21 protein-coding genes, 1 tRNA gene and 2 pseudogenes are annotated in these 22,394 nt (G+C 63.2%); 19 read left to right on the top strand and 5 right to left on the bottom strand.

The window, feature by feature from the left end:
* Positions 1-61: 61 nt before the first annotated feature.
* The 3 genes and pseudogenes from CU110_RS15890 to CU110_RS02755 form a co-directional block, all read right to left on the bottom strand.
* Positions 62-448: pseudogene (locus tag CU110_RS15890) on the bottom strand (NUDIX domain-containing protein); the annotation flags it as partial.
* Between the two features lie 96 nt (positions 449-544).
* Positions 545-1,156 (bottom strand): LysE family transporter, encoded by a 612-nt coding sequence (locus CU110_RS02760; RefSeq protein ID WP_084209598.1) that lies wholly within the window; start codon positions 1,154-1,156, stop codon positions 545-547.
* A 452-nt stretch (positions 1,157-1,608) separates the two neighbouring features.
* A tRNA-Leu gene (locus CU110_RS02755) sits at positions 1,609-1,694 on the bottom strand.
* 84 nt (positions 1,695-1,778) lie between these two features.
* Here CU110_RS02755 and queA point away from each other — a divergent pair.
* From queA to secF, 5 genes are all read left to right on the top strand, one after another.
* A complete protein-coding gene (gene queA / locus CU110_RS02750; protein ID WP_084209597.1) occupies positions 1,779-2,870 on the top strand; it encodes a tRNA preQ1(34) S-adenosylmethionine ribosyltransferase-isomerase QueA in 1,092 nt (363 codons plus the stop codon).
* A 10-nt stretch (positions 2,871-2,880) separates the two neighbouring features.
* Entirely contained in the window at positions 2,881-4,017 is a 1,137-nt protein-coding gene (gene tgt, locus CU110_RS02745) for a tRNA guanosine(34) transglycosylase Tgt (RefSeq protein WP_084207905.1), read from the top strand.
* Between the two features lie 131 nt (positions 4,018-4,148).
* Positions 4,149-4,484, top strand: coding sequence for a preprotein translocase subunit YajC (gene yajC / locus CU110_RS02740; RefSeq protein WP_077380041.1), 336 nt, complete (start codon positions 4,149-4,151; stop codon positions 4,482-4,484).
* 73 nt (positions 4,485-4,557) lie between these two features.
* Positions 4,558-6,408: a protein translocase subunit SecD gene (gene secD, locus CU110_RS02735; protein ID WP_077380043.1), complete on the top strand. Its 1,851-nt coding sequence runs from the start codon at positions 4,558-4,560 to the stop codon at positions 6,406-6,408.
* 12 nt (positions 6,409-6,420) lie between these two features.
* Positions 6,421-7,326, top strand: coding sequence for a protein translocase subunit SecF (gene secF / locus CU110_RS02730; RefSeq protein ID WP_077380045.1), 906 nt, complete (start codon positions 6,421-6,423; stop codon positions 7,324-7,326).
* Between the two features lie 122 nt (positions 7,327-7,448).
* On the opposite strand, the gene CU110_RS02725 is transcribed toward secF, so the two are convergent.
* Positions 7,449-8,243 carry an inositol monophosphatase family protein gene (locus CU110_RS02725; protein ID WP_077380047.1) on the bottom strand — a complete coding sequence of 265 codons (795 nt, stop codon included), beginning with the start codon at positions 8,241-8,243 and terminating at the stop codon, positions 7,449-7,451.
* A 134-nt stretch (positions 8,244-8,377) separates the two neighbouring features.
* On the opposite strand from CU110_RS02725, the gene CU110_RS02720 reads away from it, so the two are divergent.
* From CU110_RS02720 to der, 14 genes and pseudogenes are all read left to right on the top strand, one after another.
* Complete coding sequence (locus CU110_RS02720) at positions 8,378-9,175, top strand: RNA methyltransferase (protein WP_084207904.1); 798 nt, start codon at positions 8,378-8,380, stop codon at positions 9,173-9,175.
* A gap of 9 nt (positions 9,176-9,184) precedes the next feature.
* Positions 9,185-10,045 (top strand): serine O-acetyltransferase, encoded by an 861-nt coding sequence (cysE, locus tag CU110_RS02715; RefSeq protein ID WP_127734464.1) that lies wholly within the window; start codon positions 9,185-9,187, stop codon positions 10,043-10,045.
* Positions 10,036-10,479: pseudogene (gene iscR / locus CU110_RS15885) on the top strand (Fe-S cluster assembly transcriptional regulator IscR); the annotation flags it as partial. The gene cysE and the pseudogene iscR, both read left to right, overlap by 10 nt.
* Positions 10,480-10,497: 18 nt before the next feature.
* Positions 10,498-11,646, top strand: coding sequence for an aminotransferase class V-fold PLP-dependent enzyme (locus tag CU110_RS02710; protein WP_084207903.1), 1,149 nt, complete (start codon positions 10,498-10,500; stop codon positions 11,644-11,646).
* A gap of 15 nt (positions 11,647-11,661) precedes the next feature.
* Positions 11,662-11,988, top strand: a complete 327-nt coding sequence (locus tag CU110_RS02705) for an iron-sulfur cluster assembly accessory protein (RefSeq protein WP_077380057.1) — start codon at positions 11,662-11,664, stop codon at positions 11,986-11,988.
* A gap of 47 nt (positions 11,989-12,035) precedes the next feature.
* Entirely contained in the window at positions 12,036-12,461 is a 426-nt protein-coding gene (gene ndk / locus CU110_RS02700; protein ID WP_043333812.1) for a nucleoside-diphosphate kinase, read from the top strand.
* Positions 12,462-12,658: 197 nt separating this feature from the next.
* The gene (gene rlmN / locus CU110_RS02695) at positions 12,659-13,816 is read left to right on the top strand and encodes a 23S rRNA (adenine(2503)-C(2))-methyltransferase RlmN (RefSeq protein ID WP_077380059.1); all 1,158 of its coding nucleotides are present in this window, start codon (positions 12,659-12,661) and stop codon (positions 13,814-13,816) included.
* 29 nt (positions 13,817-13,845) lie between these two features.
* Complete coding sequence (pilW, locus tag CU110_RS02690) at positions 13,846-14,592, top strand: type IV pilus biogenesis/stability protein PilW (protein WP_127734460.1); 747 nt, start codon at positions 13,846-13,848, stop codon at positions 14,590-14,592.
* 78 nt (positions 14,593-14,670) lie between these two features.
* Complete coding sequence (locus CU110_RS02685) at positions 14,671-15,381, top strand: helix-turn-helix domain-containing protein (protein ID WP_127734458.1); 711 nt, start codon at positions 14,671-14,673, stop codon at positions 15,379-15,381.
* A gap of 11 nt (positions 15,382-15,392) precedes the next feature.
* Positions 15,393-16,508 (top strand): flavodoxin-dependent (E)-4-hydroxy-3-methylbut-2-enyl-diphosphate synthase, encoded by a 1,116-nt coding sequence (gene ispG, locus CU110_RS02680; protein WP_077380065.1) that lies wholly within the window; start codon positions 15,393-15,395, stop codon positions 16,506-16,508.
* Positions 16,509-16,580: 72 nt separating this feature from the next.
* Positions 16,581-17,864, top strand: coding sequence for a histidine--tRNA ligase (gene hisS, locus CU110_RS02675; RefSeq protein ID WP_127734456.1), 1,284 nt, complete (start codon positions 16,581-16,583; stop codon positions 17,862-17,864).
* 87 nt (positions 17,865-17,951) lie between these two features.
* A complete protein-coding gene (locus CU110_RS02670; RefSeq protein WP_084207900.1) occupies positions 17,952-18,608 on the top strand; it encodes a tetratricopeptide repeat protein in 657 nt (218 codons plus the stop codon).
* On the top strand, positions 18,605-19,765 hold the full coding sequence (bamB, locus tag CU110_RS02665) for an outer membrane protein assembly factor BamB (RefSeq protein WP_077380072.1): 1,161 nt from the start codon (positions 18,605-18,607) through the stop codon (positions 19,763-19,765). The genes CU110_RS02670 and bamB overlap by 4 nt, the downstream gene beginning before the upstream one ends.
* A gap of 144 nt (positions 19,766-19,909) precedes the next feature.
* On the top strand, positions 19,910-21,334 hold the full coding sequence (der, locus tag CU110_RS02660; RefSeq protein WP_077380074.1) for a ribosome biogenesis GTPase Der: 1,425 nt from the start codon (positions 19,910-19,912) through the stop codon (positions 21,332-21,334).
* Between the two features lie 156 nt (positions 21,335-21,490).
* Here der and CU110_RS02655 read toward each other — a convergent pair whose 3' ends face one another.
* Entirely contained in the window at positions 21,491-22,354 is an 864-nt protein-coding gene (locus CU110_RS02655; protein ID WP_077380076.1) for an ATP-binding protein, read from the bottom strand.
* Positions 22,355-22,394 lie beyond the last annotated feature (40 nt).

Here is a 22,394-nt window from a genome sequence, read left to right as displayed (position 1 = left end):
AGCACAGAGAGTGGTAGGGAGAGTGGGACAGAAAGCCCTCACGAATGAGGCGCTCAAGCGCCGTACGGCTGTCCGGCGTTGAAGGATGCAATTCCAGCGCCTGTTGCGGTGTCACCCAGAAGGCGTCAGCCACCTCCTCGGCCTGAAGCGTCAAGGGACCGTCATAACGTGCGAGATAGGCGCTGCCATAGACATGATTGGTGGCATCGCGATAGCAGAAATCGAAGCAATGTCTGAGCGCGACGCCCCGGGCACCGATCTCCTCCTCCAGCTCGCGTCGTGCGGCCACGTGGACCGCTTCGCCCGCGCCGACCACCCCTCCGCTGGCGAGGTCGAAATACCCTGGAAAGACTTCCTTGCTCATGGTGCGTTTCTGGATGCACAGCTCTCCACTGGCATTGAGCACGAAGGCATAGGTCGCTCGATGCCAGTAGCGATAACGCCGCATCTGGCGACGAGGAGCCGTACCGCATGGGCGATTGCGTGCATCAACCAATTGAATGATTTCGTCCTGGATCACCGTACCCTGTCCTTTCCCTGTGCTTCAGACACCCCATACGACCCGCAGCGCCAACGCCAGCAACACGATACCGGTCAGGCGATTGATCCATACCGCCCGCGCCTGAAGCCAAGGCAGCACCCGCGAGTGCGACAGTGCCATCGCCACCAGCACATACCAGGCACCGTCGATGCCCATCGCCGTCACGACCACCAGCCACTTGCCCATCTCGCTCATCTCCGGCGTGATCAGCTGACTGAGCAGCGCCACGAAGAACAGGATCAGCTTGGGATTGGCCAGCGCCACCATGAAACCATCGCGAATCGCCATGGAACGGGATGTGGTGACGGCCTGAGCCTCAAGCGCCCCGCCACGGCCCGCCCGCAATGCCTTGACGCCCAACCAGGCCAGATAGGCCGCCCCCAGAATCATGATCGCCTGGAACATGCCCGGATAATGAACGATCAAGGCACCAAGTCCCCAGGCGGTGAGCGCGGCATACAACCCGACCCCCAATGCATGGCTGATACCGGCGGCGACTCCCGCACTTCTGCCACCTCCCAGCGTGTGGCGAAGCACCATCGCCAGACTCGGCCCGGGCGACATCGCCCCCATGGCGCACAGCGCAACCAGTGACAACCACAGATTCAGTGGCATCCAATGCATGACAGTCTTTCCATGTTCCAAGGAAATGAGACCACTACGCTGAACCTCACCGAATTCAGTCGAATGCTGAGAGGGAGAGGAGAAATGAAAGGGAAAGCTCGAGCGGCTCTGTGTTGTCCGGTATGTTCCGGCCTCAAGATGGACTATCAATACCATGCACCATCCGCCGACCATCTCGTGAACTGCCAGGATTGCCGCGAGTTCATCGGCATGTGGTCTACCCTGCGCCAGGAACTCGCGATACAGAGCACGCGCATTGCACTCCTTGACCCTTCCCTCGCAAGCAACAGCATCTACCGACGCGTCAAGAGCGTTCCACATCAGGCGTGAATCGCCGGCAGATGCGCCAGAGACAAGAAAGCCCCGACATCCGTTCGGGGCTTTTTTATGCCTGGCGAAGGCCAGAAACGCAAACAGCCGCTCGTGAGCGACTGTTTTCAAGATGGTGCCGGTGGTCGGACTCGAACCGACACGCCTATTAAGCGGCGGATTTTGAATCCGCTGCGTCTACCAATTCCGCCACACCGGCAATGGAGCGAAATTATACGGAAGCCTACGCCGAGGTCAACGAGTTTTCACGCCAGATCAGACACATGCAACGCATCCGTTGGCCATGTCACGAATCGATTCCGGCGATGCCTCTGGCGTTGCCCCCTCCGCTTCCGAGCGCCCGCTCCAGCGCAGTGATTATGATTTCAGTCTGCCGGATGAGCTGATTGCCCGCTACCCTTCCGAGCAGCGCAGTGATTGCCGTCTGCTGCACCTGGACGGCAAGAGCGGCGAGATCGTGCATCGCCACTTTCCTGACCTGCTCGAGAAGCTGGAACCCGGCGATGTCGTGGTCTTCAATGACACCCGCGTGATCCCCGCGCGCCTGCACGGCCAGAAGGCCTCCGGCGGCAAGATCGAGATGCTGCTGGAGCGTCCGCTGGATGCACACCGTGGTCTGGCGCACATCCGCTCCAGCAAGTCGCCGAAGCCGGGCACCGAGCTGATCTTCGAAGGCGGCATCACCGCCGTGGTCGAAGGTCGGCAGGACGCGCTGTTCGAGCTGCGCTTCCACGGCGAGACGCCGATGATCGAGCTGCTCAACCAGCATGGCCACATGCCGTTGCCGCCCTATATCACCCGCGATGACGAGCTGTCGGACCGCGAGCGCTACCAGACGGTCTATGCCAGGCGCGATGGCGCCGTGGCCGCACCGACGGCTGGCCTGCACTTCGATGAGCCGATCATGGCCGCCATGGCCGAGAAAGGCATCGAGACCGCCTTCGTCACCCTGCACGTCGGTGCCGGCACCTTCCAGCCGGTGCGTGTCGACAGCATTCTCGAGCACCACATGCACAGCGAGTGGATCGAGGTCGGTCAGGAAGCCTGTGACACGATTGCGCGTGCTCGTGCGGCCGGCCGTCGCGTGGTCGCTGTCGGCACCACCAGCGTGCGCTGCCTTGAAAGTGCTGCCAAGGCCCACGGTGGCGAGCTGGCACCTTACTCCGGTGACACCGACATCTTCATCTACCCCGGTTATGAATGGCAGGTGGTGGATCTGCTGATCACCAACTTCCATCTGCCGGAATCGACCCTGCTGATGCTGGTCTCGGCCTTCGCCGGTTACGAGCACACCATGGCCGCCTACCAGGCTGCCGTGCAGGAGCGCTACCAGTTCTTCAGCTATGGCGATGCCATGCTGCTGGAACGCGCCTGAAGAGAGAACCATGCGCAAAGAATGCTTCATGAGCTTTGAGAAGCTCGCCACCGATGGTCGCGCGCGACGCGGCCGCATGACCTTCCCGCGCGGCACGGTGGAAACCCCGGCCTTCATGCCGGTCGGCACCTACGGCACCGTGAAGGGCATGACACCGGAATCCATCAAGGAGATCGGCGCCGAGATCATCCTCGGCAACACCTTCCACCTGTGGCTGCGCCCGGGCACGGAAGTCATCGAAGCGCATGGTGACCTGCATGATTTCGCGCAATGGGACAAGCCGATCCTGACCGATTCCGGCGGCTTCCAGGTCTTCTCGCTGGGCAAGACGCGCAAGATTACCGAACAGGGCGTTCACTTCCGCTCACCGGTGGATGGCTCCAAGGTCTTCATGGGCCCGGAAGAGTCGATGGCCGTCCAGCGCTCGCTGGGGTCCGACATCGTGATGATCTTCGATGAGTGCACGCCGTATCCGGCCACGCATGATGAAGCCCGCAAGTCGATGGAGATGTCACTGCGCTGGGCCCAGCGCTCCCGCGATGCCCATGGCGATTCCCCTTCGGCACTGTTCGGCATCATCCAGGGCGGCATGTATCCGGACCTGCGCGAGAAATCCCTCGAGGGCCTGAAGAAGATCGACTTCGATGGCTACGCTATCGGTGGCCTGTCCGTGGGCGAACCCAAGGACGAGATGATCAAGGTGCTCGACTACCTCCCCGAGTGGATGCCGGAGGACAAACCGCGCTACCTGATGGGTGTCGGCAAGCCGGAGGATCTCGTGGAAGGCGTGCGCCGTGGTGTCGACATGTTCGATTGCGTGATGCCGACCCGCAACGCGCGCAACGGCCACCTGTTCACGCCGACCGGTACGGTCAAGATCCGCAATGCCGTCCACAAGCACGATACGTCACCGCTGGACCCGGACTGCGATTGCTACACCTGCACCAACTTCTCACGCGGCTACCTGCATCACCTTGATCGCTGTGGAGAAATGCTCGGTTCCATGCTCAACACCATCCACAATCTGCGCTACTACCAGACCGTGATGGCTGGTTTGCGCGGTGCAATTGAAGCGGGTACATTGCAGGACTTCGTGGAACAGTTCTATGCCGCGCGCGGCCTGCCGGTGCCGCCGCTGGCCGACTGATCGAATCGAAGCGCGACCGGAGAGCAACCCGCTCCGGTCGCCTTGGTATCTGACTCGAGACAGGCGTGAAGCAGCGCTCGAATCACGCTCATTGCATAACAACAGTTCACTCGTAACCTCTGGAGATACACATGCTGGAATTCCTGATTCCTGCCGCACACGCGGAAGCCGAAGCGGCTGTCGCCGGCGGCGGCGCCATCGGCCAGATCGTCATGCTGGTCGGCTTCGTGGTCATTTTCTATTTCCTGCTCTGGCGTCCGCAGTCCAAGCGCGCCAAGGAACACAAGAACCTGATCAGCAACCTGGCCAAGGGTGACGAGATCGTCATCGGTGGTGGCCTGGTCGGCCGCATCACCAAGGTCAGCGAGCAGTTCATCACCATGGAGCTGAACGAAGGCAACGAAGTCAACGTGCAGAAGTCCGCCGTGGCTGCGGTCCTGCCGAAGGGCACCATCAAGTCCATCTGATCTCCCTCCTGCTGCCGGCCCCTGTGCCGGCAGCATGCTATTTCTCTCCCGCTCCACCAAGGACAGGGCTGCCATGCTCAACCGCTATCCGCTTTGGAAGTACCTGGTGATCTGCCTGGTACTTGCCGTCGGCGTGATCTACGCATTGCCGAATCTCTACCCCGAAGACCCGGCCGTGCAGATCAGTGCCGCCAGCGGCGCCGATGCCATCGACCAGCAAGATCTCGATCGCGCCACCAGCGCCCTCGAAAACGCCGGCATCACACCCAAATCCGAGGAACTCAATGGTTCCACCGGCCTGATTCGCCTCACCAGCAACGACCAGCAGCTGCGTGCCAAGGAACTGATCAGCGACACCCTTGGCGATGACGCCATCGTCGCGCTGAATCTGGCTGATGCCACGCCGTCGTGGCTTTCCAGTCTCGGCGCCTCGCCGATGAAGCTGGGGCTTGATCTGCGCGGCGGGGTCCACTTCCAGCTGGAAGTCGACATGGACGCCGCGGTCAAGCAACGCCTGGAAGTCAACGCCAGCGCCATCAAGGAAACCCTGCGCGAGGAGCGTATCCGCTACCGCGGCAGTGAGGTCAACGATGGCACGCTGAGCCTGACCTTCTCCGACGACGAAGACCGCTCGAAGGCACGTTCACTGGTCTCGCGCGACTTCCAGAACTTCGAATACGATGAGCGCGATGTCGATCGTGGGGCCGTACTGGATCTCACTCTGACGACCGCCGCCATCAAGGAGATTCAGGATTACGCGGTCAATCAGAACCTGACCACGATCCGCAATCGCGTCAACGAGCTGGGCGTCTCCGAGCCGCTGGTGCAGCGTCAGGGCCCGAACCGCATCGTGGTCGAGCTGCCGGGCGTGCAGGACACGGCCGCTGCCAAGCGCGTACTGGGTGCCACCGCCAACCTCGAGTTCCGTCTCGAAGCGGCCAGCGACACGCCCTCCAGCGAGATGGAAACCTTCGCCTTCCGCAACCAGCCGGGGCGCACCGCCAACATCATGAAGGACGTGATCATCAGCGGTGACAGTGTCTCCAGCGCCAGCACCAGCTTCGATGAAAGTGGCCGTCCGCAGGTCAACATCAACCTGGATGGCACCGGTGGCTCGATCATGAACCGCGTCACGCGTGCTGCCATCGGCCGCAACATGGCGGTGCTGTTCATCGAGCACAAGACCCGCACGCGCACCGTGATGGAGGATGGCGAGGAAGTCGAGAAGCGCATCCCCTACACCGAGAAGGGCCTGATCAGTCTGGCGACCATCCAGAGCGCGCTGGGCAACAGCTTCCGCATCACCGGTCTGGATTCCCCGACCGAGGCGAAGGAGCTGTCGCTGCTGCTGCGTTCCGGCTCGCTGGCCGCGCCGATCTACTTCGTGCAGGAACGCACCATCGGTCCGAGCCTGGGTGCCGAGAACATCTCGCGCGGCATCCTGTCCGTCGAGCTGGGCCTGCTGCTGGTCGTGCTGTTCATGCTGGCCCGCTACAAGGCCTTCGGTGTCGTCGCCAACGTGGCCCTGACCGCCAACCTGGCGATCCTGATCGCCGCGATGTCGATGCTGGGCGCTACCCTGACCCTGCCGGGCATTGCCGGTATCGTGCTGACGCTGGGCATGGCGGTGGATGCCAACGTGCTGATCTTCGAGCGTATCCGCGAGGAAATGCGCTCCAAGATGCCGCTGCACCAGGCCGTGCATACCGGCTTCGAACGCGCCTTCACCTCCATCGTCGATGCGAACATCACCACCCTGCTGGTCGCGGTGATCCTGTTCTCCATCGGCAGTGGCCCGGTCAAGGGCTTCGCGGTCACGCTGTCCATCGGCATCCTGACGTCAATGTTCACGGCGATCATGGTCTCGCGCGGCATCATCAATCTTGCCATTGGCGGCAAGACACTCAAGAAACTCTGGATCTGAGGGGCCATCGTGATGCGACAGTTTGACTTCATGAGCAAGCGGCGCGCGGCCTTCATCGTCTCCATCGTGCTGACGATCGTGGCCATTGGCGCCCTTGTGATTCACGGCCTGAACCTGGGCCTCGACTTTACCGGCGGCACCCTGGTGGAAGTGCAATACCAGGCGGCGCCGGCGCTGGACAGCGTACGCCAGACACTGGAAGCCGCCGGCTACAAGGACGTCTCGGTCCAGACCTTCGGTGCCAGCAACGAGATTCTGGTGCGTCTGCAGCAGAGCTTCGAGGCCGGCATCGGCAATGACATCGTGGCGCACCTGCAGGCCACCGGCGATAGCGTCAACCTGATCCGTGCCGAGTTCGTCGGTGCTCAGGTCGGTGATCAGCTGCGTGACCAGTCCGGTCTCGGCATGCTGCTCGCCCTGGCCGTGGTGATGGTCTACGTGGCCTTCCGCTTCCAGTACAAGTTCGCCCTCGGCGCCCTCATCTCGCTGGGTCACGACGTCATCATCCTGCTGGGCATCTTCGCCCTGTTCGGACTCGACTTCGACCTGACGGTACTGGCCGCGGTGCTGGCCGTGATCGGCTACTCATTGAACGACACCATCATCGTCTACGACCGCATTCGCGAGAACATTCGCAAATCGCGTACCGATGACATGCCGTCGATCTTCAATGACGCGATCAACGCGACGCTGTCACGCACGCTGTCCACCTCCGGCACCACCTTGCTGGTGCTGCTGGCGCTGTTCTTCCTGGGCGGCGACATGATCCACAACTTCGCCATCGCGCTGATCATCGGCGTGGTCGCGGGGACCTTCTCGTCCATCTACGTGGCAGCGGCGCTGTTGCTGGTGGTCGGCCTGAAGCGCGTGGATCTGATTCCCCCGCCCAAGGAGCAGTTCGAGGACGGCGCGCCGTAAGCGCCTCGCTCGACAGCCCGGCACGGATCGCCAGGCACAAAAAAACCCCACCTCGCATGAGGTGGGGTTTTTTTCGTTCTCCGCGTCACCCTGCGGCTGGCAGGACTGCGAATCACGGCATCTTACAGGTGCGGCTGCATGGTCTGCGCCAGCGCCTTGTACAGGCGGGCACCCGCGGCCATCAGCGTGCCTTCCGCCACGACAACCGGCGTACCATCGGCGCTGCCGGCCAGTGCGCCACATTCCTTCAGGAACAGGCTGACGATCTCGCTGTCACCGGCTTCCAGACCCAGCACGTAGACGGCATCGACACGGCCGGCGGCCAGTTCGAGCACATCCAGCAGTGCACAGCCATTGGCACGCAGGGTATCGAGCTGCGGGCCGACCTGCTGGACGATGGACAGGTAGGTGGCCAGGTGACGCGGACGCTGCCAGCTTTCCGGCAGACCCATCGCCAGACGCGCACCTTCGATGGAGGTGGCATTGGTCACGCGGATACGGTGACCGGAATGCTGGGCGCCACGACCACGGCTGACGATGTACTCTTCGTCGGTGAACGGCGCGATGACCACGGCGTGCTCGGCACGCCCCTTGAACAGGCAGACCACGGATAGCGCGAAGCCGGAAGAGGCGGATGCCAGGTTGGAATACCCGTGCACCGGCTCGATGCGCCAGTGGTAGTCAGCGCCCTGGCCTTCGCCATCACGATGGTCGGTGTAACGGCCGGAGAGGCCGTGCTGCGGATAGCCGCGTTCCAGCTGACGCACGATGTGCGCTTCGGCGCGGCGTGCGGTGTCAGCGATGAAGGTATCGAGATCGTTGTCGTTGCGCGCGACTTCGATACGTTCACGAACACGGACGAACTGCTCTGCGGCGCCGCGTGCAGCACGCAGCGCAAATTGGACCATCGGATGCATGATCAAGGCCTTGACGAGTCGGAAGCTGTTAAAGAACGGACTGCTCCCCGCGCCGGCTTCATGCTAGGATATCGGGTCCTGACGCACGGCCGCGTCGATTGCCCCGCCCTTCAATCGCTATTCTGGAAGTCCTCATGCTTGAACGTCTGCGCATTGTCCTGATCGGTACCAGCCATCCCGGCAACATCGGTGGTGCAGCCCGCGCCATGCTCAACATGGGTCTGGCCGACCTCGCTCTGGTCGCGCCGCGCTGTCAGGTGCAATGTCAGGAGTCCGCCTCACGCGCCTCCGGCGCCGATACTCTGGTCGCCAATGCCCACGTGCATGAGACGCTGGAAGAGGCCGTGGCGGACTGCAGTCTGGTGGTCGGGTGCAGCGCACGCTCCCGCAATCTGCCATGGCCGATGATCACGCCGCGCGCCTTCGGCGCCACCCTGGCCGATGAGACCCGCCTGCCGGAGGCCCGCGTGGCCATCGTGTTCGGGCGCGAGGACTCCGGGCTCTCCAATGAAGAGCTGCAGCGCTGCCATCGTCACGTCCACATCCCGACCAATCCGGACTTCAGCTCGCTGAATCTGGCCGCGGCCGTGCAGGTGCTGGCCTACGAGTGCCGCCAGGGATGGCTGGCTGATCAGGAAGCCGCCGGCGAGACCCCGCGGGCCGAGGATGACCAGCCATTCGGCATCGACTGGGACAGTCCGTTGGCCAGCCACGCAGACCTCGAGCGCCTGTTCGAGCATCTGGAAAAGACGCTGATCAGCATCGATTTCCTGGACCCGGAACAACCGCGCCAGCTGATGGCACGCCTGCGCAGACTGTACCTGCGCGCCCGCCCCGACAGCATGGAAATCAACATCCTGCGCGGGATTCTCTCGTCAGTCGACAAGCAGGTCCGCCTGGCACAGACCGACGCGGCAAACCGCACTCTTTGAGGACACGCCATGTTCACTCGACTGCGTGAAGACATCAACAGCGTCTTTGCTCGCGACCCGGCGGCACGCAATTTCTTTGAAGTCCTGACCAACTATCCGGGTCTGCACGCTCTGCTGGCGCATCGCATCAATCATTGGTTGTGGCGTCACAACGCCAAGTGGCTGGCGCGCACCGGTTCGACCCTGATGCGCTGGCTGACGGGCATCGAGATCCATCCCGGTGCCACCATCGGACGCCGCTTCTTCATCGACCACGGCATGGGCGTCGTGATCGGCGAGACGGCGCTGATCGGTGATGACGTGACCCTCTATCACGGCGTCACCCTCGGCGGCACCACCTGGAATGCCGGCAAGCGTCACCCGACCCTCGGCGATGGCGTCATCGTCGGGGCCGGCGCCAAGATTCTCGGCCCGTTCACGGTCGGCGCCGGGGCCAAGGTCGGCTCCAACGCCGTGGTCACACGCGAAGTCCCGGCCGGTGCCACCGTGGTCGGGATTCCCGGCAAGATCGTCAAGCGCGCCGAACCGGACGTGGCGGAGGAGCCGCCCGTCGATCCGGAAAGCCGCGAAGCCATGAAGGAGAAGTTCGGCTTCGATGCCTACGGCATGGGCCAGGACATGCCCGACCCGGTCGCGCGCTCCATGCACGCGATGCTCGATCACATGCATGCGGTGGACAAGCGGATCGAACAGATGTGCGGCACGCTGCGCAAGCTGGATGCCAGCTATCGCGCCGGCCACCTTCCCGAGCTGGACGACGCCGATTTCGCGCAGCTGATCGATGAGCTGGGGCCCTGTGGTGGTGAGCCCGCCGGCCCTGTCGCCGATGCCATTCGCTCCACCAGCTCACGAGTTCCGCCATGCGCCTGACCACCAAGGGACGCTACGCCGTCACCGCGATGCTCGATCTGGCGCTTCATGCCAGTTGTGGTCCGACCTGCCTTGCCGACATCTCCGTGCGCCAAGGCATTTCCCTGTCCTATCTCGAGCAGCTGTTCGCTCGCCTGCGCCGTGCCGGGCTGGTCAAGAGCGTACGCGGCCCGGGTGGTGGCTACTTGCTGGACGTCGAGCTGGAAAGCACCTCCGTGGCACGCATCATCGATGCCGTGAATGAATCGGTGGATGCCACCCGTTGCCAGGGACTCTCGGACTGTCAGGCAGGCGACACCTGCCTCACGCACCATCTGTGGTGTGACCTGTCCGATGAGATCCATGGCTTTCTCGATGGCATCAGCCTGGCGGACCTGGTCGCACGTGAGGAGGTTCGCCAGATTGCCAGTCGTCAGCGCAAGGCCCGTTCGTCATGTCTTCAGGAAGTCACCATGCCCCAGCCGATCTACCTTGACTATGCTGCCACCACGCCCGTCGACCCACGCGTCGCCGAGCTGATGATGCGTCACCTGACGCAGGACGGCACCTTCGCCAACCCGGCCTCGCGCAGTCACATGCCGGGCTGGCTGGCCGAGCAGGCGGTCGAGGGCGCGCGTCGTCAGGTAGCCGACGCCATCGGCGCCGACCCGCGCGAGATCGTCTGGACCAGCGGTGCCACCGAAGCCGACAACCTGGCGCTGACCGGCTACATGCGCGCCAATGCCGAGCGTGGGCGTCACCTGATCACCTCGACCATCGAGCACAAGGCGATTCTGGATACCGCCAGTGCGCTGGAAGCCGAGGGCTTCGAGGTCACGCGTATCGCACCGCAGCCGGATGGCCGCATCAGCCCCCAGAGCCTGCGTGACGCTCTGCGCGCCGACACGATCCTGGTATCGCTGATGGCAGTGAACAATGAGCTGGGCAGCCTGAATGATCTCGATGCCCTCGGCGATATCGCCCGCTCGCATGGCGCGGCCTTCCATGTCGATGCCGCCCAGGCTCCCGGCAAGGTGCAGCTCGATGTCAGCCGACAGCCCATCGACATGCTGTCGCTGTCCGCGCACAAGGCCTACGGCCCCAAGGGGGTTGGCGCGCTGTACGTGCGACGTCAGCCGCAGATCAAGGTAGAGGCCCTGATCCACGGCGGCGGGCATGAGCGCGGCATGCGCTCCGGCACCCTGCCCACCCATCAGATCGTCGGCATGGGCGAGGCCTACCGCCTGTGCGCCGAACAGTTCGATGCCGACCACCAGCACCTGATCGCGCTGCGCCAGCAATTCGTCGCCGGACTATCCGGCCTTGAAGGCGTGCATTTCAATACCGATATAGACGTCAGCGCCCCCGGCATCCTCAACCTCGCCTTCGAAGGCGTGGACGGTGAGGCGATGCTGATGGCACTGCGCGGCATCGCGATTTCCACCGGTTCGGCCTGCAATTCCGCCAGTGTCGAACCGTCCTTCGTACTCACCGGCATCGGGGTGCCCCGTCCACTGGCGCTGGCGTCACTGCGCTTCAGCTTCGGACGCTTCACCACCGCCGCCGACATTGAATCCGCGCTCGGCGAGCTCAGGCATGCCCTGACCTCGCTGCGCGCCTGACCCGGGAGACTGCTCATGGCACACCTGTCGATTTCCCCCTCCGCCGCCGACCAGATCCGTGTCGTGCTGGCCGAGCGCGGCCACGGCCTTGGCCTGCGCGTCTCGGTCAAGCCCAGCGGCTGCTCCGGCTACAGCTACGTGCTCGACTTCGCCGATGAGGCCAACGAGGAAGATGTCGTCTTCGTCGATCACGGCGCGACTGTCTATGTCGACAGCGAAGCGCTGGCCGTGCTCGACGGCTCCGAAGTGGACTACGTCAAGGACGGTCTGAACCGCTACTTCCGCTTCAACAACCCCAACGTCAAGGACGAGTGTGGTTGTGGCGAGAGCTTCAGCGTGTAGACCTGGCTGCCGTGCGGCTCTTCAAAGCTTGTCTCAGGAGATTCACCATGACCCAGCGTACTCTGTCCATCATCAAGCCGGACGCCGTCGCCAAGAACGTGATCGGCGAGATCTACTCTCGCTTCGAGAAGGCCGGTCTGCAGATCGTCGCTTCCAAGATGGTTCACCTGTCCAAGGAACAGGCCGAAGGCTTCTACGCTGAGCACAGCGAACGTGGCTTCTTCGGTGAGCTGGTCGGCTTCATGACCTCCGGCCCGGTCATGATCCAGGTGCTGGAAGGCGAAGACGCCATCACAAAGAACCGCGACCTGATGGGCGCTACCAACCCGAAGGAAGCAGAAGCTGGCACCATCCGTGCAGACTTCGCCACTTCCATCGACGCCAACGCCGTTCACGGTTCTGACGCGCCGGAATCCGCTGCTCGCGAAATCGCCTACTTCTTCGGCGACAACGAAATCTGCCCGCGCGGTTGATTTCGCCTTGTGCGCCTGATGATGTCTGTCCCTTGCGGGCGTGATATCACCAGCCGTGCATGACTCGACGGCCCTGCCTGCGTGGCGGGGCCGTCGTGGTATCGGACGTGCTGAAGCGTCGTGCGCCAACCTGCATTCCCTGAAGCAGATTCGACGCTTGAGCAGGTCCGATACGCTTTTCTTGAAGCCCCGAGACCATGACTGATACCACTGCAACCGCTACCGATGCCGCGGCACCTGCCGACGTGAAGCTCACCAACCTGCTTGGCCTGCCGCGCCCGGCGATGGAAGCCTTCTTCGAGAGCATCGGCGAGAAGAAATTCCGCGCCACCCAGGTGATGAAATGGATTCACCAGGAAGGCGTCGACAGCTTCGACGAGATGACCAATCTCGCCAAGCCCCTGCGCGAACGCCTCAAGCAGGTCGCCGAGATTCGCGCGCCGGGCATCGTCTATGAAGGCGAGTCCAAGGACGGTACCCGCAAGTGGGTACTGGAAGTCAGCGACGGCAGCTATGTCGAGACCGTGCTGATTCCGTCCGAGAACGGCAATCGTCGCACCCTGTGCGTGTCTTCCCAGGTCGGCTGCTCGCTGGACTGCAGCTTCTGCTCCACCGGCAAGCAGGGCTTCGAGCGTGACCTGACCGCCGCCGAGATCATCGGCCAGGTGTGGGTCGCCACCCGTGGCGCCGAAGACCGCAAGGACACCCGCAAGCGTCCAGTCACCAACGTGGTGATGATGGGCATGGGCGAGCCGCTGATGAACTACGACAACGTCGTGCCGGCAATGAAGCTGATGCTGGACGACAACGCCTATGGCCTGTCCAAGCGTCGCGTCACCCTCTCCACCTCCGGTGTGGTGCCCAAGCTGGACCAGCTCGGCGACGAGATGGACGTCAGCCTGGCGATCTCGCTGCACGCGGCCAACGATGAACTGCGCAACGTGCTGGTGCCGATCAACCGCAAGTGGAACATCCGCGCGCTGCTCGACTCCTGCCATCGCTACCTGGCCAAGTGTGACGACGCGCGTATCGTCACCATCGAGTACACCCTGATCAAGGACGTCAACGACCAGATCCAGCACGCCGAGGAACTGGCCGCGCTGCTCGACGAGCTGCCGTGCAAGATCAACCTGATCCCGTTCAACCCGTTCCCGCATTCCGGTTACGAGAAGCCGTCACGCAATCAGGTGATGCGCTTCCAGCAGCGTCTCTATGAGCTGGGCTACACCGCCCCGGTGCGCGCGACACGTGGCGATGACATCGACGCCGCCTGTGGCCAGCTGGTCGGTCAGGTCAAGGACCGCACCCGTCGCGCCGAGCGTTACATCAACGCCATCCAGCTCGACGCCGACTGAGCCGCGGCGCCACGGCGCGAGTTCGCGGCATGCTGCTGTGCCTGAGTCTTGCCGGCCTGACCCTGTCGGGCTGCGCGACGCGCGTGGAAACCAATGACCCTTACGCGGCCCCCGATGACAACAAGGCATCGACGGCCTATGTGGAACTTGGCGAGGCCTATCTGAGTCGTAATCAGTTGCAACGCGCGGACAATGCCTTCCAGAAGGCACTCAAGCTGCAGCAGGGGAATGCCGAAGCCAAGGCCGGGCTGGCGATGATCTATCAGCGTCAGGGCGAGAACGTGCTGGCAGATGACTACTTCAAGCAGTCCATCGCCAGTGACCCCTCGTTCACGCGGGCACGCAACAACTATGCGGCATTCCTGTACTCGCGCGGGGAATACGTCGCCGCCTGCGAGCAGCTGGAAAAAGCCACGCAGGATCTGACCTATGATAACCGCGGCCAGCTCTACACCAACCTGGGGCGCTGTCAGCTGCAGCTGGGCAAGACGAGCGAGGCACGGGCGAACTTCGATCGTGCCGTCAAGATCAACCCGCGGGAAGCCGAGGCGTGGCTCGCCAAGGCGCGCATGGAACATGAAGCCGGTGACGATGACGCTGCCCAGCAGGCGCTGAGCCGATATTTCCGACTGAACGGCACCGACAGTGACAGTCTGGAACTGGCCGTGGATGTCGCCGTGGCACGCGGTGATGCACGTCTGGCGGACCTCTACGGCCGACAGCTGGAGCAGATCAGAACACGCGAGGCCGGACGCGCGGTCATCCGCACACCATGACAGTAACTGTTCACAGCAATACCGGAAGAGTACCCGGACAGGTATCCGGTCGTCCGTTCTTCCCTACAAGGATGCGCCATGAGCGAACATCAGCCCTCCCCTGACATGTCCGTCAGCGACACACTGCCTGGCAAGCTTCTCAAGGCTGAGCGGGAGCATCAGGGGCTGTCACGTGATGAAGTGGCAACACAGCTCAACCTGCGCCCCAGTCTGGTCGATGACCTGGAACGCGACCACTACGACCAGATCCCCATCGCGGCCTACCGCCGCGGTTACCTGCGCGCCTATGCCCGCTTGCTGGGCATGGATGAGAAAGCGGTCGTCGGCCAGTACAATGCCCAGTTCGGCACCACCGAGGTGGAGCGCCATCCTCCTGCGATGAGCCCCTCGGTGCGCCCGCCCGGCAAGCTGGGCAAGTACCTGTTTCGACTCGTCAGCCTGCTGGTCATCGCCGGACTGATCGGCCTCAGCTACGTCTGGTGGCAGAGTGGAGACTATGGACGCACCTCACCGTCAGAGACGTCCGACGCCGCTGCCCCTGCCGCTGACCCGCGCAAGCTGACACTGACCTTCAATACGGATTCCTGGACCGATATCCGTGATGCTGATGGCAAGAAACTGCTTTACGGCACCAACCCGCCAGGCAGCAGCAAGACGCTGGAAGGCAAGCCGCCTTTCAAGCTCACCATCGGCAAATCTGCGGGCGTCGTCCTTGAATACATGAACGAGCCGGTTGATCTGAAAAGCGCCACACGCGGCACCGTCGCCAAACTCACACTCGGTGAATGATCCGGAATCCCATGCATAGTCACTCCCCCATCAAGCGCCGCGTCTCGCGCAAGATTCATGTCGGCAACGTCGCCGTCGGCGGCGATGCACCGATTTCCGTGCAGAGCATGACCAATACCGACACCAACGATGTCGCCGCCACCGTCGCGCAGATCAAGCGCCTCGAGGATGCCGGTGCCGATATCGTGCGTGTCAGCGTGCCGGACATGGATGCCGCTGAAGCCTTCGGTCGCATCAAGCAGCAGAGCAACATCCCGCTGGTGGCCGATATCCACTTCGACTACAAGATCGCCCTGCGCGTCGCCGAGCTCGGCGTGGATTGCCTGCGCATCAACCCGGGCAACATCGGCCGTGAAGACCGTGTGCGTGCCGTGGTCAGTGCCGCACGTGACAACGGTATCCCGATCCGCATCGGCGTCAACGCAGGCTCCCTGGAAAAGGACCTCCAGAAGAAATACGGCGAACCGACGCCGGCCGCGCTGGTCGAATCCGCCATGCGCCACATCGATCACCTCGATCGCCTTGATTTCCAGGAATACAAGGTCAGCGTCAAGGCCAGCGACATCTTCATGGCCGTCGCCGCCTATCGCGATCTGGCCACGCGCATCGAACAGCCGCTGCACCTGGGGATCACCGAAGCCGGCGGTCTGCGTTCCGGTACCGTGAAATCCTCCATCGGCCTCGGTATGCTGCTGATGGACGGCATCGGCGACACCATTCGTGTCTCGCTGGCCGCGGACCCGGTCGAGGAGATCAAGGTCGGCTTCGACATGCTCAAGAGTCTCAAGCTGCGTGCCAAGGGCATCAACTTCATTGCCTGCCCCAGCTGCTCACGTCAGAACTTCGACGTCATCAAGACCATGAACGAGCTGGAGAATCGCCTCGAGGACGTGCTGACGCCGCTGAACGTCTCGGTGATCGGCTGTGTCGTCAACGGCCCCGGTGAAGCCAAGGAGACCGATGTCGGTCTGACCGGCGGCAGCCCGGCGAATCTGGTCTATCTGGACGGCAAGCCGGCCAGCAAGCTGACCAACGACACGCTCGTCGATGACCTGGAACGTCTGATTCGAGACAAGGTCGCCGAAAAAGAGGCCCGTGAGGCCGATACCATCATCCGCCAGGGCTGAGCACGTCTCAGTCGGCTTGCGCATCATCATGCCGCTGCCGCGGGGAGATGCGCAAGGATTCAGGAGAGAACGTTGAGCACCAAGATCCAGGCCATCCGTGGCATGAACGACCTGCTGCCGGACCACTCACCGGTATGGCAATACTTCGAACGCCAGGTGCAGACCCTGATGGGCCAGTACGGCTATCGCGAGATTCGCACGCCCATCGTCGAGCAGACGGCGCTGTTCAAGCGCTCCATCGGCGAGGTGACCGACATCGTCGAGAAGGAGATGTACACCTTCGAGGATCGCAACGGCGACAGCCTGACCCTGCGGCCGGAAGGCACGGCCAGCTGCGTGCGCATGGCGATGGAGAACGGTCTGGTCCACAACCAGATCCAGCGCCTGTGGTATGCCGGCCCCATGTTCCGCCACGAGCGCCCGCAGAAAGGCCGTTATCGTCAGTTCCATCAGGTGGGTGTCGAAGCCTACGGCATGGATGGCCCGGACATCGATGCCGAGATGATCCTGATCTCGGCACGCCTGTGGCGTCAGCTGGGCCTGCTGGAGCACGTCACGCTCGAACTGAACTCACTGGGTAGCCTGGAAGCACGTGCTGCCTATCGTGACCTGCTGATCGAATACTTCGAGCAGCATCTGGATGTGCTCGACGAGGACGCCAAGCGTCGCCTGCACAGCAATCCGCTGCGCATTCTCGATACCAAGAACCCGGACATGGCCGCCGTCGTCGATGCCGCGCCGCGTCTCGGCGATCACCTGGATGAAGCTTCCCGCGTGCACTTCGAGGGCCTCAAGGCACGTCTCGATGCGGCGGGCATCCAGTACGTCATCAATCCGCGCCTGGTACGTGGCCTGGATTACTATTCGCGCAGCGTGTTCGAGTGGACCACCACCGCACTGGGCAGCCAGGGCACCGTGTGTGCCGGTGGCCGCTATGACAGCCTGTTCGAACAGCTGGGTGGCAAGCCGGTACCGGCGGTCGGCTTCGCCATGGGTGTCGAGCGCCTGATCCTGCTGCTCGAGACACTGGAACTGGTCCCGGAGGCCGTGCGTGAGACCGTCGATGTCTATCTGATGTCGATGGGCGAGCAGGCCGAAGCCGAATCCATGCGTCTGGCCGAAGATCTGCGCAGCGCCCTGCCCGACCTGCGCCTCGTGCTGCATTGCGGCGGCGGCAGCTTCAAGAGCCAGATGAAGAAGGCCGACAAGAGCGGCGCACGCGTGGCATTGATTCTCGGTGAGAATGAAGTCATCGAAGGGACCGTGGGACTCAAGTTCCTGCGCGAGGAGCGTGATCAGGAAACCCTGAATCAGCGCGCCCTCGGCGAGCGTCTCGCGAGTGTCTTCAGCGCCTGAGACAGCCAGTGAATATCCGGCGGGGCCAGTGCGCCCCGCCTCCCGAATGCATGTGCCGGCGTACCGGCCAGGTCAAGGAGACCGCCCGTGGCGGAAGAGCTCAGAAGCGAAGAAGAACAGCTTGAGGCCATCAAGCGCTGGTGGAGCGAGAACGGCAAGTCACTGATCGCCGGTGTCGTGCTGGCCGGTGCCGGCATCTTTGCCTTCAAGGCCTGGCAGAATTACGAGGCCAGTCAGTCCGAGGCAGCCTCCATGCGCTATCAGCAGCTGATCAGCCTCGTCAGTCAGCCCACGCTGGAAGATGCGGGTGTCCAGCGGGCACGCAACCTGATCAGTGAGCTGGAAAGCGAGCACGCCGACAGTCTCTATACCCAGATGGCCCATCTGCTGGATGCCAGCATGTCGGTGAAGGCCGATGACCTCGACGCTGCCGCCAAGGCACTGCAGAGCGTGGTGGACAGCGACGCCGACAGCTATCTCAAGGGGCTGGCCAGCCTGCGTCTGGCCCGACTCCATGTGGAGCTCGGCGAGCAGGACAAGGCCTTGAGCCTGCTGGAGAACCCGCCCACGACCCTCGCGGCACAGGCCGCCGCCGTGCGCGGGGATGCACTGGTGGCACAAGGCAAGCGTGATGAAGCCGTCGCGGCCTATCAAGAAGCCAGCCGCCTGTCCGAGCAGAGCGGCCAGCCGGTCTACGGGCTGGATCTGAAACTCGCCGACCTCGCCGTGGAGAGCCCGTCATGAAACTGAATCACCGCCTGTCGCTGCCTGTGTCACTGCTGACCGTCAGCCTGTTGGCCGGTTGCGCCAGCAGTGCCCAGCCAGAGTATGCCCCCAAGGAACTCGTCGACTTCGATGCCACGGTGGCGCTGGATTCCGCCTGGAGCGAATCGGTCGGCAACGGCCTGGGTCGCGCTCACTACCCGCTGGCCCCCATCGTGGCCAATGACCGGCTGTTCGTGGCGGCAGAAGAGGGTGAGCTGGAAGCCTTCGATGCCAAGACCGGCGACGAGGTCTGGCAGATCACCCTGCCGGCCGGCATCACCAGTGCATTGAATGCCGACCCGTCTCGTCTGTATGTCGGTACCCGCGATGGCAAGGTCAGCGCCATTGACCAGCAGGACGGCAGCATCGAATGGAGCACGCGAGTCTCCAGCGAAGTGCTGGCCGCACCTCAGTACAACGAGGAGCTGATCGTGGTGCAGAGCGTCGATGGCAGCGTGACCGCACTGGATCGCTTCACCGGCGAGGAACAGTGGGTCTATTCCGCGACCATCCCCGCGTTGACGCTGCGCGGCACCGGCGCACCGCGCGTCATCCAGCCGGTCACCTTCGCCGGCTTCGCCAATGGCAAGCTCGTGACCCTGGACAACCGCTCGGGTCAGGAGCTGTGGGACCTGCGGGTCGCGGTGCCCTCCGGGCGTACCGAAGTGGACCAGCTGGTGGATCTGGATGGCCAGCCGGTGCTGACCCGTGACGGTCGCCTGTACGTCACCAGCTACAACGGCCGTCTGATCGCGCTGGATGCTCGCAATGGCGAGCCGCTGTGGGACAAGCCTTCCTCCAGCTACCTGACACCGATCGTCGTGGGTGACTACCTGTTCAGCATCGACAACGCCAGCCACATCCTGGCGATGGATGCCAACACCGGCAACGTGCTGTGGAAATCGGAAGACCTCGAGGGTCGCTGGCTGACCTCACCCGCCTTCATCGATGGCAAGCTGGTGGTGGGAGATTATGAAGGCTACGTGCACCTGATCGATGCCCAGAGTGGGGAAATGGCTGGCCGCTACGACGTCGGTGGCGACGGCATCAGCATCACGCCGCTCACCGAAGGCAAGCGCATCTTCGTCTACACCAATGATGGCGAGCTGACCGCACTGGATCTCGAAGCTCCCTGAGTCGCCGACGACGCCCTTCAGTGACCCAAGTCCGATATCATCGCTATCGCCCTGCCTGCACAAGGTGCTTTCCAGCCGTCATGGTTCGAAGCAGACCGCCCGGGGCCGGCATCGATGCTATCCCTGCGAATGCTGTGAGATTTCATGAACCCCGTGATCGCCCTGGTCGGCCGCCCGAATGTCGGCAAGTCGACGCTATTCAATCGCCTCACCAAGACCCGTGATGCCCTGGTCGCCGACTTCCCGGGCCTGACCCGTGACCGCAAGTACGGCACCGGCAAGGTCGGTGGCAAGCCCTACACCGTCATCGACACCGGCGGCATCAGCGGTGACGAGGAAGGTATCGACCTGATGATGGCGGGCCAGTCGCTGGCCGCCATCGATGAGGCCGACATCGTGCTGTTCATGGTCGACGCGCGCGCCGGCCTGAACATGGCCGATGAAGCCATCGCCAACCACCTGCGCATCAACCAGAAGAAGACCTGGCTGGTGGTCAACAAGACCGACGGCATGGACGAGGAAATCGGCAAGTCCGACTTCTGGACCCTGGGTCTGGGTGACCCGCGCGCCATCGCCGCCGAGCATGGCCGCAACGTCACCACGTTATTGGAAGAGGTGCTCTCGCCCTACCCGGAAGTCGAGGAAGGCGAAGACGAGGACCTGCATCCGGAGCTGGATGACCGCGGCGTGCGCATCGGCATCATCGGTCGCCCGAATGTCGGCAAGTCGACGCTGGTCAACCGCCTGCTGGGCGAGGAGCGCGTGGTCGTCTTTGATCAGGCCGGCACCACCACCGACGCCGTGGAGATTCCCTTCGAGCGTCGTGGCAAGCCGTATCTGCTGGTCGATACCGCGGGGATCCGTCGCCGCAAGAACGTGCGCGAAGTGGTGGAGAAGTTCTCCATCATCAAGACCCTGGAAGCGATCAAGAAGTGCAACGTCGCCGTGATGGTGCTCGATGCCCGTCAGGGACTGGTCGAGCAGGATCTCCACCTGCTGGACTTCGTGCTGACCAGCGGTCGCGCTCTGGTGCTGGTGGTCAACAAGTGGGATGGCCTGGAAAGCGAAGCCAAGGAGAAGATGCGTTCCGAGATCAAGCGTCGCCTGGGCTTTGCCGACTACGCCGACCTGCACTTCATCTCCGCACTGCACGGTACGGCGGTGGGTGACCTCTACCCGTCCATCGACCGCGCCTTCGAGAGTGCCGTGGCCCGCTGGTCGACCAAGCGCCTGACCACCCTGCTGCAGGATGCCACTCAGGCGCACCAGCCGCCGATGGTCAACGGCCGTCGCATCAAGCTGCGCATGGCGCACCAGGGCGGCGCCAATCCGCCGCTGATCGTGGTGCACGGCAACCAGACCAACAAGCTGCCGGAAGCCTACAAGCGCTATCTGACCAACACCTTCCGCAAGGTGCTCAAGGTCAAGGGCACGCCGATGCGCTTTGAGTTCCGCTCAGGCGACAACCCCTTCGACGGCGCCCAGGGCAGCGATGACCGCGAGCGCGCGAAAGAGCGTTCACTGGCGCGCACCAAGGAAGCCCGCAAGGAACGCAAGCAACGCCGCTGATGGCGTGAACTACGCCTGTGTGTGACGGCAGACTAGCGGATCTGATCCGCTAGTCTGCCCCATGAAAAAGCCGCCCCTGCAGATGACTGCAGGGGCGGCTTTTTCATGGAGCGAGCATTGTCGTCTCACAAGCACCTCAATCGCCAAGCACCAGAATCATGCCTCTAGTGTCTTCTGTCCCGCCCACAGATTGGCGAACTGCCAGGCAGCACGCCCGCTGCGCACCCCGCGCTGAGTGGCGTAACGCAACGCCTCGGCACGCGCCGCCTCGTCGAAGCTGCCCGCGCCGAGACGCCATTCCACCCAGTGCTGACAGGTCTCCAGGTAGGCATCCTGATTGAAGGGATGGAAGGCCAGCCACAGGCCGAAGCGGTCCGACAGCGAGATCTTCTCTTCCACCGCATCGCCATGATGCAGCTCGCCATCGACGATATGGGTGTCGTGATTGTCGCTCATGTGCTCCGGCAGCAGATGACGACGGTTGGACGTGGCGTACAGCAGCACGTTCTCCGGCGGGCCCGTCAGGGTGCCATCCAGCACGCTCTTGAGCGCCTTGTAGGCGTCATCGCTACCCTCGAAGGACAGGTCATCACAATAGACGATGAAGCGGTGCGGCTGTTGTGCCAGCTCGGCGACCAGCCCCGGCAGTGCCGGCAGGTCGTGACGGTCTATCTGGATCAACCGCAGGCCTTCACTGCCCAGGGTGTTGAGCAGCGCACGTACCAGCGATGACTTGCCGGTGCCACGCGCGCCCCACAGCAGCGCGTGGTTGGCCGGCCGACCCGCCAGGAAGGCGCGGGTATTGGCCAGCAGCTCGCGCTTCTGACGGGCGATGCCGAGCAGATCCTCGAGCGTCAGGGCATCACGCGGCGCGATCGGGGTCAGGCGGCCGCCCAGGGGGTGGCGGGTCCACAAGGCGGCGACGTCTCGTGTCCAGTCCACCTCGACAGCCGTCGGCGGCAGCATCGGCTCCAGACGGTCCAGCAACTGCGAGAGGCGGTGTTCAAACTCTGGTGACATGATGACTCCCTGTCAGGTACATGGGGCAAGGGCCGTGGCA

This window comes from Cobetia sp. ICG0124 (assembly GCF_004006355.1).
Taxonomy (GTDB): Bacteria; Pseudomonadota; Gammaproteobacteria; order Pseudomonadales; family Halomonadaceae; genus Cobetia; species Cobetia marina.
Note: the sequence above shows the minus strand (reverse complement) of the source record. Positions and strands in the feature narration are given on the sequence as shown.

Coding starts and splice junctions, on each gene's coding strand:
- CU110_RS02685 (WP_127734458.1), top strand. CDS start 14,671: ATGAGCGAACATCAGCCCTCCCCTGACATGTCCGTCAGCGACACACTG.
- secD (WP_077380043.1), top strand. CDS start 4,558: ATGCTCAACCGCTATCCGCTTTGGAAGTACCTGGTGATCTGCCTGGTA.
- CU110_RS02725 (WP_077380047.1), bottom strand. CDS start 8,243: ATGCATCCGATGGTCCAATTTGCGCTGCGTGCTGCACGCGGCGCCGCA.
- pilW (WP_127734460.1), top strand. CDS start 13,846: ATGCTGCTGTGCCTGAGTCTTGCCGGCCTGACCCTGTCGGGCTGCGCG.
- CU110_RS02760 (WP_084209598.1), bottom strand. CDS start 1,156: ATGCCACTGAATCTGTGGTTGTCACTGGTTGCGCTGTGCGCCATGGGG.
- tgt (WP_084207905.1), top strand. CDS start 2,881: ATGCGCAAAGAATGCTTCATGAGCTTTGAGAAGCTCGCCACCGATGGT.
- queA (WP_084209597.1), top strand. CDS start 1,779: ATGTCACGAATCGATTCCGGCGATGCCTCTGGCGTTGCCCCCTCCGCT.
- ndk (WP_043333812.1), top strand. CDS start 12,036: ATGACCCAGCGTACTCTGTCCATCATCAAGCCGGACGCCGTCGCCAAG.
- ispG (WP_077380065.1), top strand. CDS start 15,393: ATGCATAGTCACTCCCCCATCAAGCGCCGCGTCTCGCGCAAGATTCAT.
- yajC (WP_077380041.1), top strand. CDS start 4,149: ATGCTGGAATTCCTGATTCCTGCCGCACACGCGGAAGCCGAAGCGGCT.
- CU110_RS02720 (WP_084207904.1), top strand. CDS start 8,378: ATGCTTGAACGTCTGCGCATTGTCCTGATCGGTACCAGCCATCCCGGC.
- secF (WP_077380045.1), top strand. CDS start 6,421: ATGCGACAGTTTGACTTCATGAGCAAGCGGCGCGCGGCCTTCATCGTC.
- rlmN (WP_077380059.1), top strand. CDS start 12,659: ATGACTGATACCACTGCAACCGCTACCGATGCCGCGGCACCTGCCGAC.
- bamB (WP_077380072.1), top strand. CDS start 18,605: ATGAAACTGAATCACCGCCTGTCGCTGCCTGTGTCACTGCTGACCGTC.
- der (WP_077380074.1), top strand. CDS start 19,910: ATGAACCCCGTGATCGCCCTGGTCGGCCGCCCGAATGTCGGCAAGTCG.
- CU110_RS02655 (WP_077380076.1), bottom strand. CDS start 22,354: ATGTCACCAGAGTTTGAACACCGCCTCTCGCAGTTGCTGGACCGTCTG.
- cysE (WP_127734464.1), top strand. CDS start 9,185: ATGTTCACTCGACTGCGTGAAGACATCAACAGCGTCTTTGCTCGCGAC.
- CU110_RS02705 (WP_077380057.1), top strand. CDS start 11,662: ATGGCACACCTGTCGATTTCCCCCTCCGCCGCCGACCAGATCCGTGTC.
- CU110_RS02710 (WP_084207903.1), top strand. CDS start 10,498: ATGCCCCAGCCGATCTACCTTGACTATGCTGCCACCACGCCCGTCGAC.